The sequence below is a fragment of the Shewanella sp. SM20 genome (assembly GCF_025654545.1).
GTDB classification, from domain to species: Bacteria; Pseudomonadota; Gammaproteobacteria; order Enterobacterales; family Shewanellaceae; genus Shewanella; species Shewanella oncorhynchi.
In genome coordinates this window covers 1-18,793 of the sequence record NZ_JAKKRK010000032.1, presented here as the reverse complement: position 1 = coordinate 18,793, position 18,793 = coordinate 1, and the positions used below count along the sequence as shown (strand labels likewise).

Genomic DNA, 18,793 nt, shown 5'->3' with positions numbered 1-18,793 from the left:
CAATTAAGTCCACAATTAACCGCGGCAGCGAGCAAAGATATCTAATTCAGGCTGATATACATCAGTTTTGATATTCATTAGTCCCAATAGACTATCGAATAAATTGTCATGGGAGAAACCACCTTTCGCCGCATGCTCAGCCAAACAATCCATATCCAATTGATTATCTTGGCTAAAATCTTTTGACACCCAAGCAAGCATAGGAATGCTCGTCTGCTCAATCGGTGCGATACTGTAAGGCGCGCCATGTAAATACATGCCTTTTTCGCCTAAAGACTCGCCATGATCGCTCAGATACAACATGGCTGGATCAAATTTATCTTGTTGGTTTTCTAACTTTTTAACCACTTCGCTAATAATATAGTCAGTGTACAAAATACTATTGTCATAGGTATTCATCAGCTCATCTTCACTGCAGTTTTGTATATCACTGCGCTGACAATCCGGTGTGAACTTACGGTGTTCCGCTGGATAACGTAAGAAATAAGTCGGGCCATGACTACCAATGACATGCAATACGATCACAGTATCTTTGCGTTCTGCGTTGGCTAAGGCTTCATCTAATTTGTTCAGTAACACTTGGTCGAAACAATATTGGCCAGTGCACAACTTAGGATCACTGTTCAAATCAATGGTTATGTTTTCAACTTGGTCACACACCCCTTTACAGCCAGAATCATTGTCAAACCATTGAACTTTAATACCGCCATGATCCAACACATCAACGGCGGTGTCTTGAGCATATGCACGGCGTGAATCGTAATCTTCCCGTCCCATGCGAGAAAACATGCAAGGCAAAGATACCGCCGTTGCCGTGCCACATGAATGGGTATCTTTAAAGACTATTAATCCTTGGTCTTGAGTGTGGGCGTTGGTTGGCTTGTCGTAGCCATAATACTGATAACTCATTGAACGCGCGGTTTCCCCCACGACTAGGACTAATAAATTCGGTTTTCCATTTGAGTTGGCACTGACATTTTTTGCATCGAGGCCAAGTTGCTGATATTCCATTGGCGTTTGCAAGTACTGCACATTGATGTACTTAGACACAGCACCAATAAAATACGTCGGCACGATATAACGTTTTAGCTCGTCGTTGTTGCGGCCAAAGGCCGCGTAATCTTGAAAATAGAAGAAAGCAATAATGCCCAGTCCTGCCAACATCGCTAGCATAAAAAGCACTTTATGCAGTAGTTCTTTTAGGAAAGGTTTGTACTGAATATCCGCTTTATAGATAAGGTACGCGGGTAAAATCCCCGTCAGTAACATATTCATTATTGAAGCGAAATTCACATACATGAACGCTTCGGCATGATTGGTTTGAAAAGTGTTTTCTATCATGCCGTAATCGAAGACGACATTGTATTGGTAGGCAGCGAAGAACACACTCGATGATAACAAGGTGAGTAAGATGAAAAACGGTTTAACGAGATACTTCACCGTAAATAAGGAAAATACAAAACTGAGTGCAAAGGTTAAAAACAACGGCACTGTAGCGATGAAGATAGGATCGACATCAGGTTGTTTTTCAATGCCTTTCTTAATGATGCCAAACAATGGGATATTGAAAATACAGACGTAAAATAACGCTGTGATAAAAGTGAATCGATTCACCGATAGAGTCTTAAATCTTGCTAACACTGATAGCTCTCACTCAAATTAGTTGTTTGTCGAGAATAACTTAGTATTCTTAAGGTAGTCTTAGGCCTTTGACTGTGAAATTTTTCGCAATAGTAGCAAGCTCTTGGCAATGGCTCAAATTATCTGTGGGTATTGTTAACATTAAATAATAAACTTAAAAAAACGGCCGAACCTCAATAAGTTCGACCGTTTTCTGCTCCCCAACCTATTAGGGTCTTGCTCGGTTTTACCAGTGAAGAGTTAACAATTCATGCTAACCCAGCGGTAATTATCTTAATTGCTGTAATAAGTAGGCAAACGCCATTGAATTAAGTTCCGCGGCTTGATTATTATCTGCAGCGCCGGCGTGGCCACCTTCAATATTTTCGTAGTACAAAACATCAATTCCCATGTCTTTCATCTTAGCAACCATCTTACGGGCGTGACCTGGGTGAACCCTATCATCACGGGTCGATGTGGTGAAAAAGACCTTTGGATAATGCACGTCTTTATGCAGATTATGGTACGGAGAGTACGTTTTAATGTAAGCCCATTCCTCAGGAATATCCGGATTACCGTATTCACCCATCCAGCTGGCGCCGGCGAGTAACTTATTGAATCTAAACATGTCAAGTAAAGGCACTTGACACACGACAGCGTTGTACAGATCAGGCCTGCGGGTAAATGCCGCCCCCATTAACAGGCCACCGTTACTGCCACCTTGGATGCCTAAATGTTTACTTGACGTGATTTTACGGGCAATCAAATCTTCCGCTATCGCCTCGAAATCCTCATAGGCTTTATGTCGATTTTGCTTTAACGCCGCTTGATGCCAAGCTGGGCCATATTCGCCACCGCCACGAATGTTAGATAACACATATACGCCGCCCTGCTCTAACCAATTCTTACCAATGGTGGCCGAATAGGATGGACGCAGTGAGACTTCAAACCCACCATAGCCATAAAGTAGCGTAGGATTAGTGCCATCTAACTTAAGATCCTTAGCCATCACCACAAAGTACGGTACTTTAGTGCCATCTTTAGACGTCGCAAAGTATTGCTCAGTTTTAAACTTATCCGCAGCAAACTGTTGCGGCATACCTTTAATTTTCTTCGGATTTAAGGTTTTTGCATTAACCGTATAGAGGCTTGAAGGCTCAAGAAAACTGGTGTAATTCACGAAAAAATCATCACTGTCTTGCTCAACGTCCATTACCGTCAGGGCGCCATTCGCTTCGAATGGGACTTGGGTGCTTTGCCAAGCGCCCTTTTCGTCTTGCTCATACCGCACTAATTTGCTTTTCACGTTATCGAGCCAATTCACGAAAATCGCACTCTTACTAAAACTCAGCTGCGCTATCGATGCGGTCTGAGTCGGGCTCACAAATAAACTGAATTTGGCTTTTTGGGCGATAAGATCCGCCACATCGGCATACACGACCGCGCCTTGCTTAAAGTTACCGTCTTTGTTGGTTAAATCGCTCTTTAACTCAATAAATAACTTACCTTTAAAATAACCTTTAATCTCAGCATCTTGAGGTAATGGCAACCCAATGAGTTTGCCATCTTGATAGACATATTGGCTGGCGGTATAAAAAGTATGTGCCTCGGTGACTAAACTCAGCGGCGTTTTATCATCGAATAAAACCCAGCCTGATACTGCGACTGAGGTTTTGTCACCAGTGAAAATCGGTTTCGCTTGCTCGAGTGCTGTACCACGTTGCCAGAGTTTCACTTCCCGTGGATAACCTGAGTCAGTCATGCTTTGACCATCACCAAAATCAGTACCGACAAAGGCGTGGTCTTTATCTATCCAGCTCAGACTTGATTTGGCTTCTTTCAAAAAGAATGGCTTATCTTTGGTGGCAACAAAGGATTTAGTATTTAAATTAAATTCTCGCACTTCCACCGCATCGGCACCGCCGCGGGAAAGTGAGATAAAACAGCGCTCATTCTCGGGATACTGACAGCTAATATCCTTAAATACCCAATTGACGGATTCAGCTTTACCTAGAGCATCGATATCGAGCACGGTTTCCCATTTGGGATCGGGTTTAGCATATTCTTCCATAGTAGTACGGCGGTAAATACCGCGCACATGGGTGTCATCCTTCCAAAAGTTGTATAACTTGTCGCCAATGTGGGTCGCGTAGGGAATGCGTTCTTTATCGTTCAGGATGGCGAGACTGTTCGCCACTAAGGTATCAAAACCTTTAAACGCTTTAATTTCGGCGGCAGATGCAGCATTTTGGGTTTTCACCCATTCCATCGGCTTTGCGCCTTCAACATCTTCTAACCAAATGTATTTATCTTCTTCTGCGTGAAGTTGACCGCTCATACCGAGCACTCCTGCAATGCACAAAGGCAGTAATTTATTATTCATTCTATTCCTTTTAAACAAAGTCCATCTTGAGATCTGCCCTTACATTACCTTAATTAATATCCAGTTCAACTATTAATCCAACAAGAATGTAACAAAAGGTAAGATACTGTAATAGCTGATGATTAATCTTGAATGAATCGTGTTTTTAAAGATGTCATGCTATAAAAAAGCGTCCACGAGGGACGCTTTTTAGTGGATGAAATAGGGTAAATTAAAACTCGTTATTCATACGAGACAACAAATTGAGCAGTACGATTCGTTCCTCACTGCTCATTTTAGCGGTGAGATCTGTGGTGAGTTGTAGATGTAATGCATCATGTTCGAGGAACAAAGTTTGGCCCTTTTCGGTTAACTCCACCAGAATCGAACGACGATCGGTTTCATGGGGACGACGTACAACCCACTCAGCTTCAACCATTTTGTCGATTTGAACCGTTAGTGTGCCTGTTGTGACACCAATTTTATCCGCCAGTTCTTTCATCCTCATAGCGCCGTGCACGCCGAGTAACTCAATGGTGTGCACCTGCGATAGGCTAAAACCTTTGTCACGTACAATGGCGTGTTCCCAAGACGACAGCTTTTCGTAAAATTCAATAATCACATGATTTAATGCATGATCTGTTGAATGTGCGGCCGTTGAATGAGCAGTCGTTGAATTCAGGTTTGATGAATGATGATGTTCAACAGTCATTTAGGCTTCCTTAGCCATACACTCGCGCTGACGACAAGTATGGAGTTCAATAGTGATATGGGCCAATTCAGGAAATTGTGACAGTAACTGATTAAAATAACTGACATCTTTCGGTGAATGGGACACGATAGACACCATAATAGCATGGTGATCGGCGCTCACTCGCCAAAGATGTAAATCGGCCACTTGATGATCCGGTACGGCCTCAAGAGTTTCCACGACCTTACGCTGCAATGACGCTTTAACGCCGCCGTCCAGCAAAATAGGGCTGGTTTGCTGAATGAGTCCCCAAGACCAACGGCTGATAATCACAGCGCCGACAATCCCCATAATCGGGTCGAGCCAAGTTAGTCCCATGTATTTACCAAACAACAAAGCAGCGATGGCGAGCACTGACGTTAACGCATCGGCCAGTACGTGAAAATAGGCCGCACGTAGGTTGTGATCATGGCCACCGTGGGCCTTCTGGCTCTTGTGCTCATGCTCTGCAGCATGTTGGTGATCCTGTTCATGTTGGCAATGGCTGTGATCATGATGACTTTCATCGTGTGCATGTGAGTCATGGGTGTGTGCTTGGCAGTTGTGATGCGCGTGAGCATATTCGTCTTTATGATCATCTTGATGGTCATGAGCGTGACTATGTCCGTGCCCATGGTCGTGGGTATGATGATCTTTAAGTAAAAATACACTCAGCACATTGACGCTTAAACCAATAACGGCCACAAAAATAGCTTCGTTGAAATGAATTTGCTCGGGACTAATCAGTCGCATTCCCGATTCAATCAACATCACCAGTGCCACAAGTCCTAGCGCTATTGCGCTGGTATAACCGCCAAGCACACTCACTTTGCCAGTACCGAAAGCAAAGGCAGGATCGTTAGCGTGTTTACGGGCATAGGAATAGGCGAATAACGTGATCATAAAGGCCGCGGCATGGGTTCCCATATGCCAACCATCGGCGAGCAATGCCATAGAACCGTAAATGGTTCCGGCAGCAATTTCAGCCACCATAGTGATCACAGTTAAATACAGTACATAACGCGTGTTCTTTTCGCCATCGCGGTTCTGGCTCGAAAACTCATGGGAGTGTTGCCACTGGGCGAGTGAGTGCCCTTGGCGGTGGGCAGTAGCTTGATGCCCTGTCGCTTGCTCGACTGCTGTTGATTTCATTGTGTAATTCCTACTCCATGTCCATCGCTATCAATGATAAAAAACGTGTTGCCTGAATTATAGTTTGAAAATCAAAATATATGAAGTTCAAATTAGTCATTTATCAAGATATACCGTTTTCAAACTTTTAAACGTGCATCTGGATCCCCATAATGCATCTGTACTCCTATCATCAGTCAGACGCTGATATGTGAATTAAGATAGGCAGCTAGACTAGGCAAAGGATATCAGGCAATGTTTAATGGATTAGCGTTTGATTTATGTGTGAAAACAGCTGATTCAGCAGAGTAAGATTGGCTTTATTGCAGCCTTATTATTCAGATGGATAAAAATTATTTGGGTAAAAATCGATTTTTTATTGAATAATTTAACCTTTTTTACCTCTGCTGCGTTTATAGGGGCAGAACAACGACAAACTTGTCGACATCCATTCAGTTCGATTAGGAGAAACAAGATGAAATTGAAGACCTTATTTAGCGTTAGCGCTGTTCCCCTTGCATTTACATTATTGTCATTCAATGCTGCGGCAGTCAGCCCGCCACACCCAACAGGATTAGATGCGCCTATGATCAGCATTCAACGTTTTGACCCAAAAGATTACAGCGCACAGGAAGCGACTAAGATGTTCCCTGCTCCGGCGGCTGGTATGGTGCAGCACATTTTGAGTTTGCCTAAGTTAGAAAACGAAGATGACTACATGATCGAAATCCAAATTGGCCAGACTCAAATGGTCGATTGCAATAAGCATGGATTAAACGGGGAATTGAAGGAACTGACTGTACAAGGTTGGGGTTATAACTACTATCAAGTGGATGAAATCGCTGAAGGGCCGAGCACTATGATGGCCTGTTTCGAATTGGCGAAGAAAGAAGCTTTTGTTCGTATTCCGGGTGAACTGAAAATGCGCTACGACAGTCGTTTACCTAAGGTATTTTATCTACCAGAAGGCGCGGAACTGCGTTTCAGAACGTGGAAAGTGGATTCAACCTATCAATATTCCAAGTAAGTAGCACGATTTTAACGATCGAGTCATCAATCGAATGCGCTTCGAGTCTTTGCTGATTGATAAAAGCAAAGACTCGAAGAACATTAACTAGAATCGTTTAATTCTAACAACTTGCATGATTTCTATCTCAAAACCCGCGACTGTTTCTGTCTCTGGGTAATAGATGACATTGATCTTTTGCCCTTGCAGATTACGATATTTTTTCACCCGTCTGAATTTAAACGGAACATCACAATCTTCAATCATAACAGTATGTTGTACCCACTCTGCCTTTTCCCTTTGCATATGGGAAACCACAGTCACACCTTCAGAGTGAACTAAATGTTCATGGGTGGCTAACATCTTTTTTACGGCCTTATTCATGTTCAACTCTTTTATCATCTAGTTGCGACAACAGTGACTCAACTTTCTGTTTAATTTCAGCATATCTCAATTTTTCACAGCGGCCGAAACCACTCAACTTACGCACTTGAAAACGACTCACCAAAGGAACTGACATACCAGCGAGGCAACGACAATAGGTATCGATTGACAAAGCACCAATGCCTTTAGCCGTTAAATGATGTTTCAACTCACGCAAATCAGCCAATATCTGCTGTTCTGTCGGCCAAGTAGGTTCCGTCGAATAACTCAACTTAGCGAAATGACCGCGGCAGACACTGCAATGACCGCAGACCGCCGGAGCCTCATTATCATCAAAATAACGCGATAAATTGTGGCTTAAGCACGTCTCAAGTTCAAAAAAGCGGACTAACTGCGCTATTCGCGCAATTTCTTTCTGCTCTTTATCAATAAAATAATGGTACAGCTCATCGATGAGTTCCGGACGCGCTAATGCGGCAACATCCACCCGATACACATCGGTAATTCGTTTGGTTTCTAATTCAATCAACTGATGTTCAGCTAAATATTCCAGCGCGGCCAACACGCGACTGCGTTCATGGCCCGTCGCACTGTACAAGGCATCAAAATCTAACGCGCCCCATATTTTCTTCATCTGCGTATGATTAAAAATTTGCGTCAAAAAGGCCTGCCGCTCTGGATTAAAGCGGCTCAGAATGACATGTTTATCCATTAAAAATTTGTAATTAACATCGGCGTAGTAAGCAAATAACGGCTTAACCACACCTAGAATTTCTAGCTGCACAAGTAACGTTTTTAACGGCAACTGGCGAATATTGCTCGCCGTCGACACGCCATTAAGCTGACATTCCCACTGACCAGAATCTTGTTCAAGTCGAATAGCTTCAATGACTTGCGCTATACCTTCTCGCTCAGGCGTATCGCCATACACAAAATTTTCAACGGTATTGAGTCCGTCAAGATTGGCTAAAGTCACACAATGGGATAACGCACCATCACGCCCTGCTCTGCCGATTTCTTGACTGTAGTTTTCAATGGATTTAGGCAAATCATAGTGGATCACAAAACGGATATTGCTCTTATCTATTCCCATACCAAAGGCGATGGTAGCAACAACCACTTGCAGCTTATCCTGCATAAAATCATTTTGAATTTGTTGACGTTTTTCATCTTCAAATCCAGCATGATAGGCACTGGCGACTATGCCTTGTTGGCTCAAGAGTCGTGCGACTGTTTCGGCGGTTTGCTGTAACGTCACATACACAATACCAGCACCTGAGAATGATGTTATCTGGTTAACCAGTAAGGCATTTTTCTCTTGCGTCGACACGGGCAGAACAGTCAAATCTAAATTGGGTCGATAAAATCCCGTTTGTACTATGTGTTCGGGCGCGATATCGAAGCGCTTGGCCATATCCAGTTTCACTTTACGTGTCGCGGTGGCCGTCAGTAACAGTACCAGCGGGATTTCAAGCTCGCGCCGATAATCGGGTAATTTAAGATAATCAGGCCGAAAATTGTGGCCCCATTCTGAAATACAATGCGCCTCATCTACGACCAACATAGACAGCGGAACCGATTGAATAAACTGCCTAAAGCGTTCATTTTTGAAACGCTCCACCGACACCATTAAAACTTTCAGTTTGCCAGAGCGCGCATCTGTCATCACTTGCTGACTCTGCTCAGCGCTTAAGGTTGAATCTATGCTGGCCGCATGAATTCCCTTAGATTGCAAAAATTCCAGCTGATCTTTCATCAAGGCGAGTAAAGGCGAAATCACTAAACTCAAATGGGGTAACTGCAATGCTGTAAATTGATAACAAAGGGATTTACCAGAACCTGTCGGGAAAATCGCTAAACTCGACTTCCCTGCTAACAGTTGTGTTATCGTTTGCGCTTGACCAGGACGAAATTCAGAAAAACCGAAATCCTGCTGCAACAAACTAACGTATGGATTGGTTTCCGGAATGGGATTGAACATCAACCGTCCTTTACACTTATCCTTACCACCCACAAAATTCAGGCATACCGCAAGAAAAAGATTCAGCATTAAGTGAGTCGACTAGTCTAGCAAATTTTGACGTACTTTACGGAGTTAATTAGCAACAACTGAGTTTTCAAGCCAACTTAACTGCTCATCAGGAGCGTAATTATAGGTTCGAATTTTGTTACAAGACAATGATTAATATAGGATTAATTTTATTTTTTAGTCAGAAATTAAATATAAAAATAAAACCGATTTGTAAAAATACAAATCCGATATCTCCTATGAAAAAACAAGAAGTCAGATGAATCTCAGCAAAAAATACATCTCCGATAAATAGAGCATTTAAGGTTTTCTAGCAAGATATAGGTTGATCAGCGACGTCAGTTTGTCCTGAAATCTTTCTTCAAAACCATCAATGTCACGCCCTATAGAAACTAAATATTTAGTTGCCTGCTCACGCGAAAGCAGCTTATTTGCAAGACTATATTGCATCTCTTCTAAGGTTTTATCATATCTTGGGATCAACACCCAAGTGCCGACATCGACGTCAAAATGTTGCATCGCTTTCTGGGCTAAAGCACAAAAAGCCTCAATATGATCTACGCCATCAGGTCCGAGACAGCCAGGTTCAATTCGGCATAAAACCGCAATTTTCCTATCGTTTGCAATACTTAAACTCATCTCTAATGCCCCGCGTTATCTAGTCGTAAACATAAGATCTTAACAGTAATTTTACGTGTCTGCACAGATAAGTCACGGCTAACTTACCCTTATTAGATAATCCATTTTAGGCAATAGAACAACTTTAAAATCATATTCTTCAAAACATAGATCCGCGGTTATTTTGTTCTATTCATCAACAATGTCGTCTACAACATCCTCATCAGTATGTTGTAAAACATTAAGCGAAATATTTTCATTATGCTCTGACAATAGGGTATCAATGGCTTGGTCAAAACTGTCTAACTTTTGAGTTTCCATATAACGTTTTAACCTCAAAATAATATCCCTGCTCAGCTCAATATGAGACTTTTTTTGCCGTTTTTTTATTTGAGATAATTCTTTGCGAACCATACGCCAGCCAAAATCAGTAAAATACTGATTGAGCATTTTGTTTACATTAATAAGCTCGTTGTCGATCCGCTGTGCCTTTTTGCGTAATCGGACCAATTCATTTAGTTGTGTTACCAACTTAGTATAGGAAACCGTTTGTAACTCAGCGTCACAAAACCAATCCGGTTTAGATGCCACAGCTTCAGGATTGATAAGGCGATAAATTAAGGGTAAGGCAAAAATTAATTCTGCTTCCTCAAGCAATAATAATTTTCTCCCTGCTGTTGGTTTGTCTTGTTGATATATCCAGGCTTGCGGTTCCATAAATACGTTTCTTTAGCTAAGCATGTGTCTAATGCAGATGAAATAAATCGGTCCTCATGCTAGTACAAATCGACAAGTATTAATATATGGTTCAACCATTTTTTGTGTTTGATATCGATTCCTTGTGCTTTCCTTTTACTTTAGGAAGAATAACTCAACTCGTATCAGGTCAAATACCTAGCAAGCTGTTGTACTTATTAGCTTAAATTTCATCCAATAGACAAGCCTAGTTTAGCGGCATTCCATTCAACAAAGTCAATAAAATGGTTAAACCATTCTTTAAAATTGTGATTATGTGGCTAACCAAGTTCGAAACTATCGCATATAGAAAGTACGAATTTCATACTATTTTTGCTTTTAATTCTATATCCGCATAATTAATCGCTATTGTCCAAACGGCTTTATCTTGGCTATTTTTTAAACTAAAAAAAACAACTAAATGCTATTTAATGCGCCCTATTCCGATAACAGAAGTTTATTTGAACAAATAAGCACTCTACCAGTGATAATGACGATTATCACTGGTAGATGTAGGCGTGATTTGCGTATAATTACGCCTTCTTAATTCGATATTAGGTGACTTCAACGGCATGTCTAAAATAATCCGGACAAATAGTAATGCTCAAAATAACACCAATATATCGAATGAAAGAGTGACTAGATCAGATCATCACAATAATAACCGTACTGAACAGCCACGTTTTTTTGAAGAGACTTTCCTGCCACAATCTGTTCGAAGTGATTATTTAAGTGCTGCCGAAGAAACTGAATATGAAATTTCAGCCAATACCCGCCGTGTTTATAATACGAGCTTTAGTCTATTTAGCCGTTATTGTGCCGAACACCAACTGCAGGCCCTGCCCGCAGATCCAAGAAGCGTAATTTCATTTATTGGTCATCAAAAAGAATTGATCCAAGAGAGTACTGGAGTACAACTTTCTAAACAGACATTAACGACTCGACTCGCGGCGATTCGCTACCATCATATTCAAGCAGGATTCCACTCGCCTACCGAGCACCCTCTGGTGATCAGAGTGATGCGTGGCTTGAGCAGAAATCAATCTCGCCATGTGAGTGATTATGATCAACAACCGATTATGTATGATGAAGTGGAAATGCTCATTCAAGCTATCGATGAACAAGTGCAGCCATTAACCCGAGCAAGAGACAAAGCCATTATTCAGTTAGGATTACAAGGTGGATTTCGCCGTTCTGAACTTGCAGATATAAAAGTTCAATATGTCAGTTTTTTACGCAATAAGCTAAAAGTTCGCCTACCTTATTCGAAGAGTAATCAGCAAGGTCAACGGGAATGGAAAGACCTACCGGATCATGAACCTTTTGCAGCACTCAACGCGGTAAAAAATTGGTTATCACTAGCCAATATAGAGGATGGACATTTATTTAGATCGCTTTCCCGTGATGGGAAATATTTACGCCCTTATCAAATAGTAGAACATCACTCTGAAGCTAATTCAAGTTTACATAAAAATAGTGGTTTTCTCACGGGAGACGATATTTATCGCATCATTAAAAAATATTGCACAAAAGCGGGCCTACCTGCAAAATTTTATGGTGCCCACAGTCTGCGTAGTGGTTGTGTCACTCAACTCCATGAAAATGATAAAGATCATTTATACATTATGGCCAGAACTGGCCATACCGATCCGCGCTCACTTCGCCATTATTTAAAACCAAGAGACTAAAACACAAAGACTAAACTAGATCATGACTCGATAAGGATCAGTTAGTCTTTTACCTAAAATAAAATAGCAATTTTAACGTTAAATATAAATCTATCATGTTTATGAATAAAAATGATATTCAGTAATTATATTAAAATTATTTCCAATTTTTAATTTTAAAAATAATTAAAGCAATAACTTCACATTATATATTTTTATCTGTGACACAACATTTGACATCATAGCAGAATAAAAATCCTAATTGAGGTACTTTGACCTCAGCAGCTTAGACCATAGCAAACTGCTGGTTAACATTTTTATAGCATATCGGGTTTATTGCTCACTGCAGTATTATTGTAATATAAAATCATCTTTATTGTCATATTGATACTTTAGCCTTAGTCACGAAATTTAATCCATCGTACTAGCCGGAGTAATATATGAGTAAGGCCACCTTTGATCCTACACTTTATAATAAAAGTAATAACGAGCCATTTAACCAAGTGTTGGATAAACATTTATCTCGCCGTAACTTCGTCAAAAGTGGTTTAGGCCTCAGTGCTATGACAGCTTTTGCCAGTGTAGGCTTAACTGCTTGCGGATCAGATGACGCCCCTGTTACAAAACCTGTTGATCCAGTGACACCTTTGCCACCGACAAAAAGTACCGCCAAGCTAAACTTTACGTCAGTTGCGGGTTCTCGTTTAGATGCCGTCGTTGTGCCAGAAGGCTATACAGCGCAAGTACTTGCACCATGGGGCACGCCATTAAATGCAAAAGCAGCACCATGGAAAAGTGATGGTAGTAACACTGCCGATGACCAAGCGAACTCAGTCGGTATGCACCACGATGGCATGCATTTCTTTCCATTAAATGATACGGGTAATGACGGTTTACTTTGCATTAACCATGAATATATTGATGAAGTTGCATTACATCCTGCAGGACAAACTTTTGATCCTACTTCAGGTTTGCGCACGATTATCGATGAGGTACGTAAAGAAATCAACGCCCATGGCGTATCGGTTGTACGTATAAAACTGGTTAATAATCAATGGGAAGTGGTTAGCAATGATAACCATAACCGCCGATTCACCGGTGCGACTGTAATGGATATTAGCGGTCCTCTCGCCTACTCTTCTCTACTCGAAACCCGCTACTCTCCCGACGGTAGTCAGGCTCGCGGTACATTAAATAACTGCGGCAATGGTTACACGCCTTGGGGCACTTATTTAACCTGTGAAGAAAACTGGCCAGGCTATTTCGCTAACCGTGGTACGTTAACTGCCGAGCAAAATCGCATTGGGATCAGCAAAACCAGCACACGTTATGGCTGGGATGATCTTGCAGGTCATGATGAGGAACGTCTCGATGAATTCGCGCGTTTTGATGTCACCCCAAAAGGTGCAAGTGCTCAAGATGACTATCGTAATGAAGCGAATGGTCACGGTTATATTGTTGAAATTGACCCTTTCAATCCAACATCGCGCGCAGTAAAACGTACCGCGCTTGGTCGTTTCCGCCATGAAGGCTGTACCTTTGGCAAGTTAACCGAAGGTAAGCCAGTAGTATTCTATTCTGGCCACGATTCACAATTCGAATACCTCTATAAATTTGTCTCGGCCGCGGCATGGGATGCAAAAGATGCTGACAGCAGCAATCGCATACAAACTGGCGATAAGTATATGAATGAAGGTACTTTATATGCAGCTAAGTTTAATGCAAATGGTGGTGGTGTTTGGTTGCCTTTAACCTTAGATAGCCAAACTACGGACGGAAAAACCCTAGGCAATACTTTCGCTAGCTTAGCCGAGATTATTTTGAACACCGCAGGCGCAGCGGATCTTGTTGGTGCAACACCTATGGATCGCCCTGAATGGTGTGCTGTCGATCCTTTCACAGGTTCAATTTATTTGACCCTGACCAACAACTCAAAACGAACTGAAACCAATCCAGCGAACCCAAGATTGAAAAACCACTTTGGCCATATTATTCGTTGGGATGAAAGTGACAAAGATACTGAATTTACATGGGATATCTTCGTATTCGGATCACCAAGTGATGGTAACGCAGAGACAAACTTATCAGGCTTAACGGATCTTAACCAATTTGCCAGCCCAGACGGTTTAGCCTTCGATCAACGCGGTATTTTGTGGGTTCAAACCGACAATGGAGCCAAGGAGGTCGCAGAAGAAACCAACGATCAGATGCTAGCAATAGTGCCTTCAACGCTTGTTGATGACCAAGAGAAACAGCTCGGCGTAACGGCTAATAACCAAATGGAATTAAAGCGTTTCTTCGTTGGACCAAACGACTGTGAGGTTACGGGTTTTGCTATTAGCCCTGATTACACTTCTGTTTTTGCTAACATTCAGCATCCCGGTAATTGGCCTTATTCGTCCAATGCCGCTGAAAAAACGCCTGCGGGCACGACATTACGCCCTCGCGCCGCTACGGTCGTTATCCGTAAGTTAGATGGTAAAGAAGTCGCGGTATAAACAATTTGCTTGTGCGAGGTATCTTCTTAAATATGAAGTTCCTATAAGTTAATTGCTACACATAACAAATCCCCTCAATGTAGGGGATTTGTTTTTTAAGAAGATAGTTAACTAGCCTTTTTCAAAATTGATTAAATCCAACATCGATTAGCTCTTACTGCGACTTGCTTGTTCAAAGGCCAGTTCAAAAGCATCGGTAAAATCTGTAATTGGCAGAAGGTCCTCACGGCAACGGCGATTACGGCCAAGTAAGGAAGATTCAACAAACAAATCAAACCAAGTACTTAAGGCTTTGCCATTAGCCGCTTCGCCAATCGCTCCTAAAGCCAATGATGCCACCTCGGCGGTGCCAAGTTGAAAATCATGACTACCTTTACGCAATGCATAGGTCGCGAGCGTGTCGGGATCGAAGGAAAGCAACGGCAGTGAGTGTAAGTAAGGACTCTTACGGAACATTTTAATCGCTTCACGCCAACTGCCATCGAGCATGATTAGCAGCGGCCGTTTACCTTCGGCCAATGTCGACATCGGCACTTGGTTCAGTACGGTTTGCCCTTGCTCTGCATATTGGGCAGGAAACACTAAATAGGGTTGATATTGCGGCGAATTCAGCAAAGCAAGCAACTCAGCTTCAGGTTCTGTACGTGACCAAATATAGGCGTGGGTATCAGGAATAAGATCCGCTATGAGTCGTCCACTATTAGTCGGCTTTAACACCTCATCGTTATACATAATCAGCAGAAAACTGGCGTGAGTATCTAACTGACGGCGTAGCGCACAGGTACAGAACTGCTCACCTAAGAGGCATAATGGACAGCGGATCAGTTTTTTACCGCGGGCACCAAAGGGTTTAGTCGAAATAGACTTACGGTACTGATATAAATGGTGCACTGCATGGGGGGGTAAAGCCATAAAAACCAATTCTCTATCAAACTTATTAAGGATCGCGACCACATCAGTTAGCACTTTTAATCGCGGTGGCGCAGTTTATCCCTTGGCCATCAATGGTGCAATCGCGTAATACATTATCGTGATAAAAGGCCTGTGTCAGTGGTTGATGGTTTCATCTGCAGCCTAACGTCAGCGAGATAATTTTAGAGCACCGAGCAATTATCCCTTAAAAAAGCTGTAATGTATTAATCTGTGTTACCACTTAGCATGCAACACTAAATCGACCAAATTAACGTTTAACTTACCTATTGGGGGAGTATTTAAGCTAAATATCAGTAATGACTTAACTTAGTGTGGAATTGCCCTAATATCATGCGAAAATCTACTCTACAAATACAGTTTCGATGAAAGGTCAATTATGCAACAAAAAGCCCCGATCGCTTTAATACCACTACTAAACGGCATCCTCATCTCTGCGGCCCTATTCTCTCATGCCACTGCAGCCAAAACACTTAATACCAAAGAAATACAGACTCTTGTAGATTCGGCGGTGAAACCTTTGATGACTGAATACGCTATTCCCGGCGCAGTGATTGGCGTCACCATAGAAGGTAAGCAGTTTTTTTATCAGTATGGCGTCAGTTCTAAAACCTCTGGGCAAAGTGTGACTGAAGATACCCTGTTCGAGATTGGCTCTATCAGTAAAACCTTTACCGCAACACTGGCTAACTATGCACAGGGCGAAGGTAAATTAACACTCACAGATATGGCCAGTGATTATGTTCCAGCATTAAAAGGCAGCCATTTTGATAAGATTAGTCTTATCAATTTAGCCACCCACACAGCGGGTGATTTGCCGATGCAAGTTCCTGATAAGGTCACTAATAACGCAGAGTTAATGGATTACCTTAAGCATTGGCAACCGTCATTTGCCGCGGGGACCCACAGAAATTACGCCAATCCGAGTATTGGGCTGCTCGGTATGATTGCCGCGCAGAGTTTAGGGAAAACTTTTCCACAAGTACTTGAGCAAACACTATTTCCACAATTGGGTATGACAAACAGCTATCTCAAGGTTCCTAGCAACAAAATGGCCGATTATGCCCAAGGCTATGATAAGCAAGACATGCCAGTGCGAGTCAATCCCGGTGTATTAGCCGATGAAGCCTATGGCGTTAAAACCTCTGCCAAGGATTTACTGCAATTTGTTGAGGCCAATATGCATATACATTCGTTATCCAAACCACTGCAAACGGCACTCGATGAGACCCACACGGGATACTTTGATGTCGGCATGATGACCCAAGATATGATTTGGGAACATTACTCATATCCTATTGATCTTGATAAAATACTTAAGGGTCACACTCAGAAAGTCGTGTTTGGCAGTACACCCGTTAAACCTATAGTGCCGCCCCTCGCACCGCAGCAAAATGTGTGGATTAATAAAACAGGATCAACGGGTGGTTTTGCCGCTTATGCAGCCTTTATTCCGGCCAAAAAACTCGGCATTGTACTGCTGAGTAATAAAAACATCCCCGTTCCGCCACGGGTCACTGTGGGCTACCAGATTTTAACTGGGATCGAAAAGTTGCAAAAATAACCATGCACTAGGATAGAGGAGATAAGTATATTGGTACTATCTCCTTTTCCTTAACGATATTTTCTTGTCGCTACTGATTTATGGCTGACGCCTTGCTACTGACTCACAGCTTCCTTGCAATCTCCCTTTCCTCATCGGCGGCTTGTAAGAAAATATGCACCACAGAGTTAATCCTTGCGTTAATTCATTTGCAACTCATCGACCTAGTTAACAGACAAATAACCTATCGTAAGTTTAGCTTTACAGCTTAAAATCAGGATAAAAACTTATGTATCACATTAAAAATTATTTCGTTAAATCAATATGATTGACACTTGAAGTTACGATTTTAGGGAGTAAGATGCGCGCAAATACCTTAAGTGACCTTTTTCGGGAATATCATGTCAGGCACGCCACATTCTCCTATTCATCACGATGTCGCTCCAGCGGCGAGTCAGTCTAGCCTACTGTTAATGATTGTCTTTATGGTCGCCTGTGGCCAAATGGCGCAGACGATTTTTGTACCTGCCCTTCCACAAATCGCACTCGGGCTCCATGTGGACGCCAGCCAACTACAAGCCGTGATGGCCTGTTATTTACTCTCCTACGGGATGTTTCAATTTGTGTATGGCCCAGTGTCAGATCGCGTTGGCCGCAAAATGCCACTCGTCGTGGGTATCGCAATTTTCGTTCTAGGCGCTGTATTCGCGGCAAAGGCCACAAGCTTTAACCAACTAATTATGGCAAGCCTTATCCAAGGATTAGGCACAGCCAGCGCAGGCGCATTATGCCGGAGCATTCCCCGCGATCATTACTTTGGCGACCGACTGGTAAAATTTAATAGCTATGTCTCTATGGCTGTGGTGTTTTTACCTTTGCTTGCACCATTTATCGGCAGCGCCAGTGCAGCCTATTTCGGCTGGCAAGCCGTATACTGGGTATTAGCGGTATTCGGTGTCATGGTCTGGCTGTTGTTAATATTCCTCTTTAAAGAGTCTTTACCTAAGGCGCAACGGGAACATCAAGCCGTTTTCAAATCCTATAAGCATGTCCTACGCCATAGAGCGTTTCGCGCTTATTTATTTTCATTGATCGCCACCTTTGCCGGTATTGCGGCGTTTGAAGCCATTGCTGGTGTACTCTATGGCCAATATCTCGGACTGACACCTTTTATGGTCAGTTGTTATTTTGTTGCGCCAATTCCTGGCTACTTACTGGGGGCACTCATCGCTGGCCGACAAAATAAGCCACAAAGGGTTGTTTACCAAGGTGTTGCGTTACTCGGTGCTGGGTAAGCGTCCATTTTAGGACGTCCTATTCCCACTTAAGATCGCGCGATAAGCTGTGCACTCATCATAACAGGAGAGTGATATGGCAAAGCGAGCTTACCGCAATGCTGCACAGTGGCAGCAATTAATCGACTTATGGCACACATCAGAGCTGAGCATCACTGAATTTTGTCAAACCCATCAACTCAGTACCATGTCATTTTATAAATGGCGGCAACGCTTGGCTGAGCAAACTGAACAAGCGCCTGTGC

Annotated in this window: 14 protein-coding genes and 1 pseudogene; 6 read left to right on the top strand and 9 right to left on the bottom strand. The window is 42.5% G+C overall.

The features are described 5' to 3' along the window. Positions 1 to 15: 15 nt before the first annotated feature. From L5M18_RS14190 to L5M18_RS14175, 4 genes are all read right to left on the bottom strand, one after another. Positions 16 to 1,641 carry a phosphoethanolamine transferase gene (locus L5M18_RS14190; protein ID WP_263197434.1) on the bottom strand — a complete coding sequence of 542 codons (1,626 nt, stop codon included), beginning with the start codon at positions 1,639 to 1,641 and terminating at the stop codon, positions 16 to 18. Positions 1,642 to 1,909: 268 nt separating this feature from the next. Continuing rightward, positions 1,910 to 4,003 carry a prolyl oligopeptidase family serine peptidase gene (locus tag L5M18_RS14185; protein WP_263197433.1) on the bottom strand — a complete coding sequence of 698 codons (2,094 nt, stop codon included), beginning with the start codon at positions 4,001 to 4,003 and terminating at the stop codon, positions 1,910 to 1,912. Between the two features lie 211 nt (positions 4,004 to 4,214). Further along, positions 4,215 to 4,694, bottom strand: coding sequence for a MarR family winged helix-turn-helix transcriptional regulator (locus tag L5M18_RS14180; protein WP_028759894.1), 480 nt, complete (start codon positions 4,692 to 4,694; stop codon positions 4,215 to 4,217). Continuing rightward, a complete protein-coding gene (locus tag L5M18_RS14175; protein WP_263197432.1) occupies positions 4,695 to 5,864 on the bottom strand; it encodes a cation diffusion facilitator family transporter in 1,170 nt (389 codons plus the stop codon). It lies immediately after the preceding gene. 454 nt (positions 5,865 to 6,318) lie between these two features. Here L5M18_RS14175 and eco point away from each other — a divergent pair, with 454 nt between their 5' ends. Continuing rightward, a complete protein-coding gene (eco, locus tag L5M18_RS14170; protein ID WP_063882899.1) occupies positions 6,319 to 6,870 on the top strand; it encodes a serine protease inhibitor ecotin in 552 nt (183 codons plus the stop codon). Positions 6,871 to 6,957: 87 nt separating this feature from the next. Here eco and L5M18_RS14165 read toward each other — a convergent pair whose 3' ends face one another. The 4 genes from L5M18_RS14165 to L5M18_RS14150 all read right to left on the bottom strand — a co-directional run bounded on the left by L5M18_RS14165 (position 6,958) and on the right by L5M18_RS14150 (position 10,597). After that, positions 6,958 to 7,233, bottom strand: a complete 276-nt coding sequence (locus tag L5M18_RS14165; RefSeq protein ID WP_006081699.1) for a hypothetical protein — start codon at positions 7,231 to 7,233, stop codon at positions 6,958 to 6,960. After that, complete coding sequence (locus L5M18_RS14160) at positions 7,226 to 9,214, bottom strand: ATP-dependent DNA helicase RecQ (protein ID WP_263197430.1); 1,989 nt, start codon at positions 9,212 to 9,214, stop codon at positions 7,226 to 7,228. The genes L5M18_RS14165 and L5M18_RS14160 overlap by 8 nt, the downstream gene beginning before the upstream one ends. Before the next feature lie 348 nt (positions 9,215 to 9,562). Then, a complete protein-coding gene (locus L5M18_RS14155) occupies positions 9,563 to 9,901 on the bottom strand; it encodes a hypothetical protein (protein ID WP_105252539.1) in 339 nt (112 codons plus the stop codon). Between the two features lie 168 nt (positions 9,902 to 10,069). Continuing rightward, positions 10,070 to 10,597, bottom strand: a complete 528-nt coding sequence (locus L5M18_RS14150; protein WP_263197428.1) for a hypothetical protein — start codon at positions 10,595 to 10,597, stop codon at positions 10,070 to 10,072. 590 nt (positions 10,598 to 11,187) lie between these two features. On the opposite strand from L5M18_RS14150, the gene L5M18_RS14145 reads away from it, so the two are divergent. After that, the gene (locus L5M18_RS14145) at positions 11,188 to 12,303 is read left to right on the top strand and encodes a tyrosine-type recombinase/integrase (RefSeq protein ID WP_263197427.1); all 1,116 of its coding nucleotides are present in this window, start codon (positions 11,188 to 11,190) and stop codon (positions 12,301 to 12,303) included. Between the two features lie 419 nt (positions 12,304 to 12,722). Next, positions 12,723 to 14,780 (top strand): PhoX family protein, encoded by a 2,058-nt coding sequence (locus L5M18_RS14140; protein ID WP_263197425.1) that lies wholly within the window; start codon positions 12,723 to 12,725, stop codon positions 14,778 to 14,780. Positions 14,781 to 14,927: 147 nt separating this feature from the next. On the opposite strand, the gene L5M18_RS14135 is transcribed toward L5M18_RS14140, so the two are convergent. Continuing rightward, positions 14,928 to 15,692, bottom strand: coding sequence for a tRNA-uridine aminocarboxypropyltransferase (locus tag L5M18_RS14135; protein WP_263197424.1), 765 nt, complete (start codon positions 15,690 to 15,692; stop codon positions 14,928 to 14,930). Between the two features lie 397 nt (positions 15,693 to 16,089). Here L5M18_RS14135 and ampC point away from each other — a divergent pair, with 397 nt between their 5' ends. The 3 genes and pseudogenes from ampC to tnpA all read left to right on the top strand — a co-directional run. Continuing rightward, complete coding sequence (gene ampC, locus L5M18_RS14130) at positions 16,090 to 17,274, top strand: class C beta-lactamase (RefSeq protein WP_263197423.1); 1,185 nt, start codon at positions 16,090 to 16,092, stop codon at positions 17,272 to 17,274. 380 nt (positions 17,275 to 17,654) lie between these two features. Beyond that, positions 17,655 to 18,545: pseudogene (locus L5M18_RS14125) on the top strand (MFS transporter); the annotation flags it as partial. Positions 18,546 to 18,624: 79 nt separating this feature from the next. Beyond that, positions 18,625 to 18,793 (top strand): IS66 family insertion sequence element accessory protein TnpA (gene tnpA, locus L5M18_RS23495; RefSeq protein ID WP_411569266.1); only part of this gene is annotated, 169 nt, incomplete at its 3' end.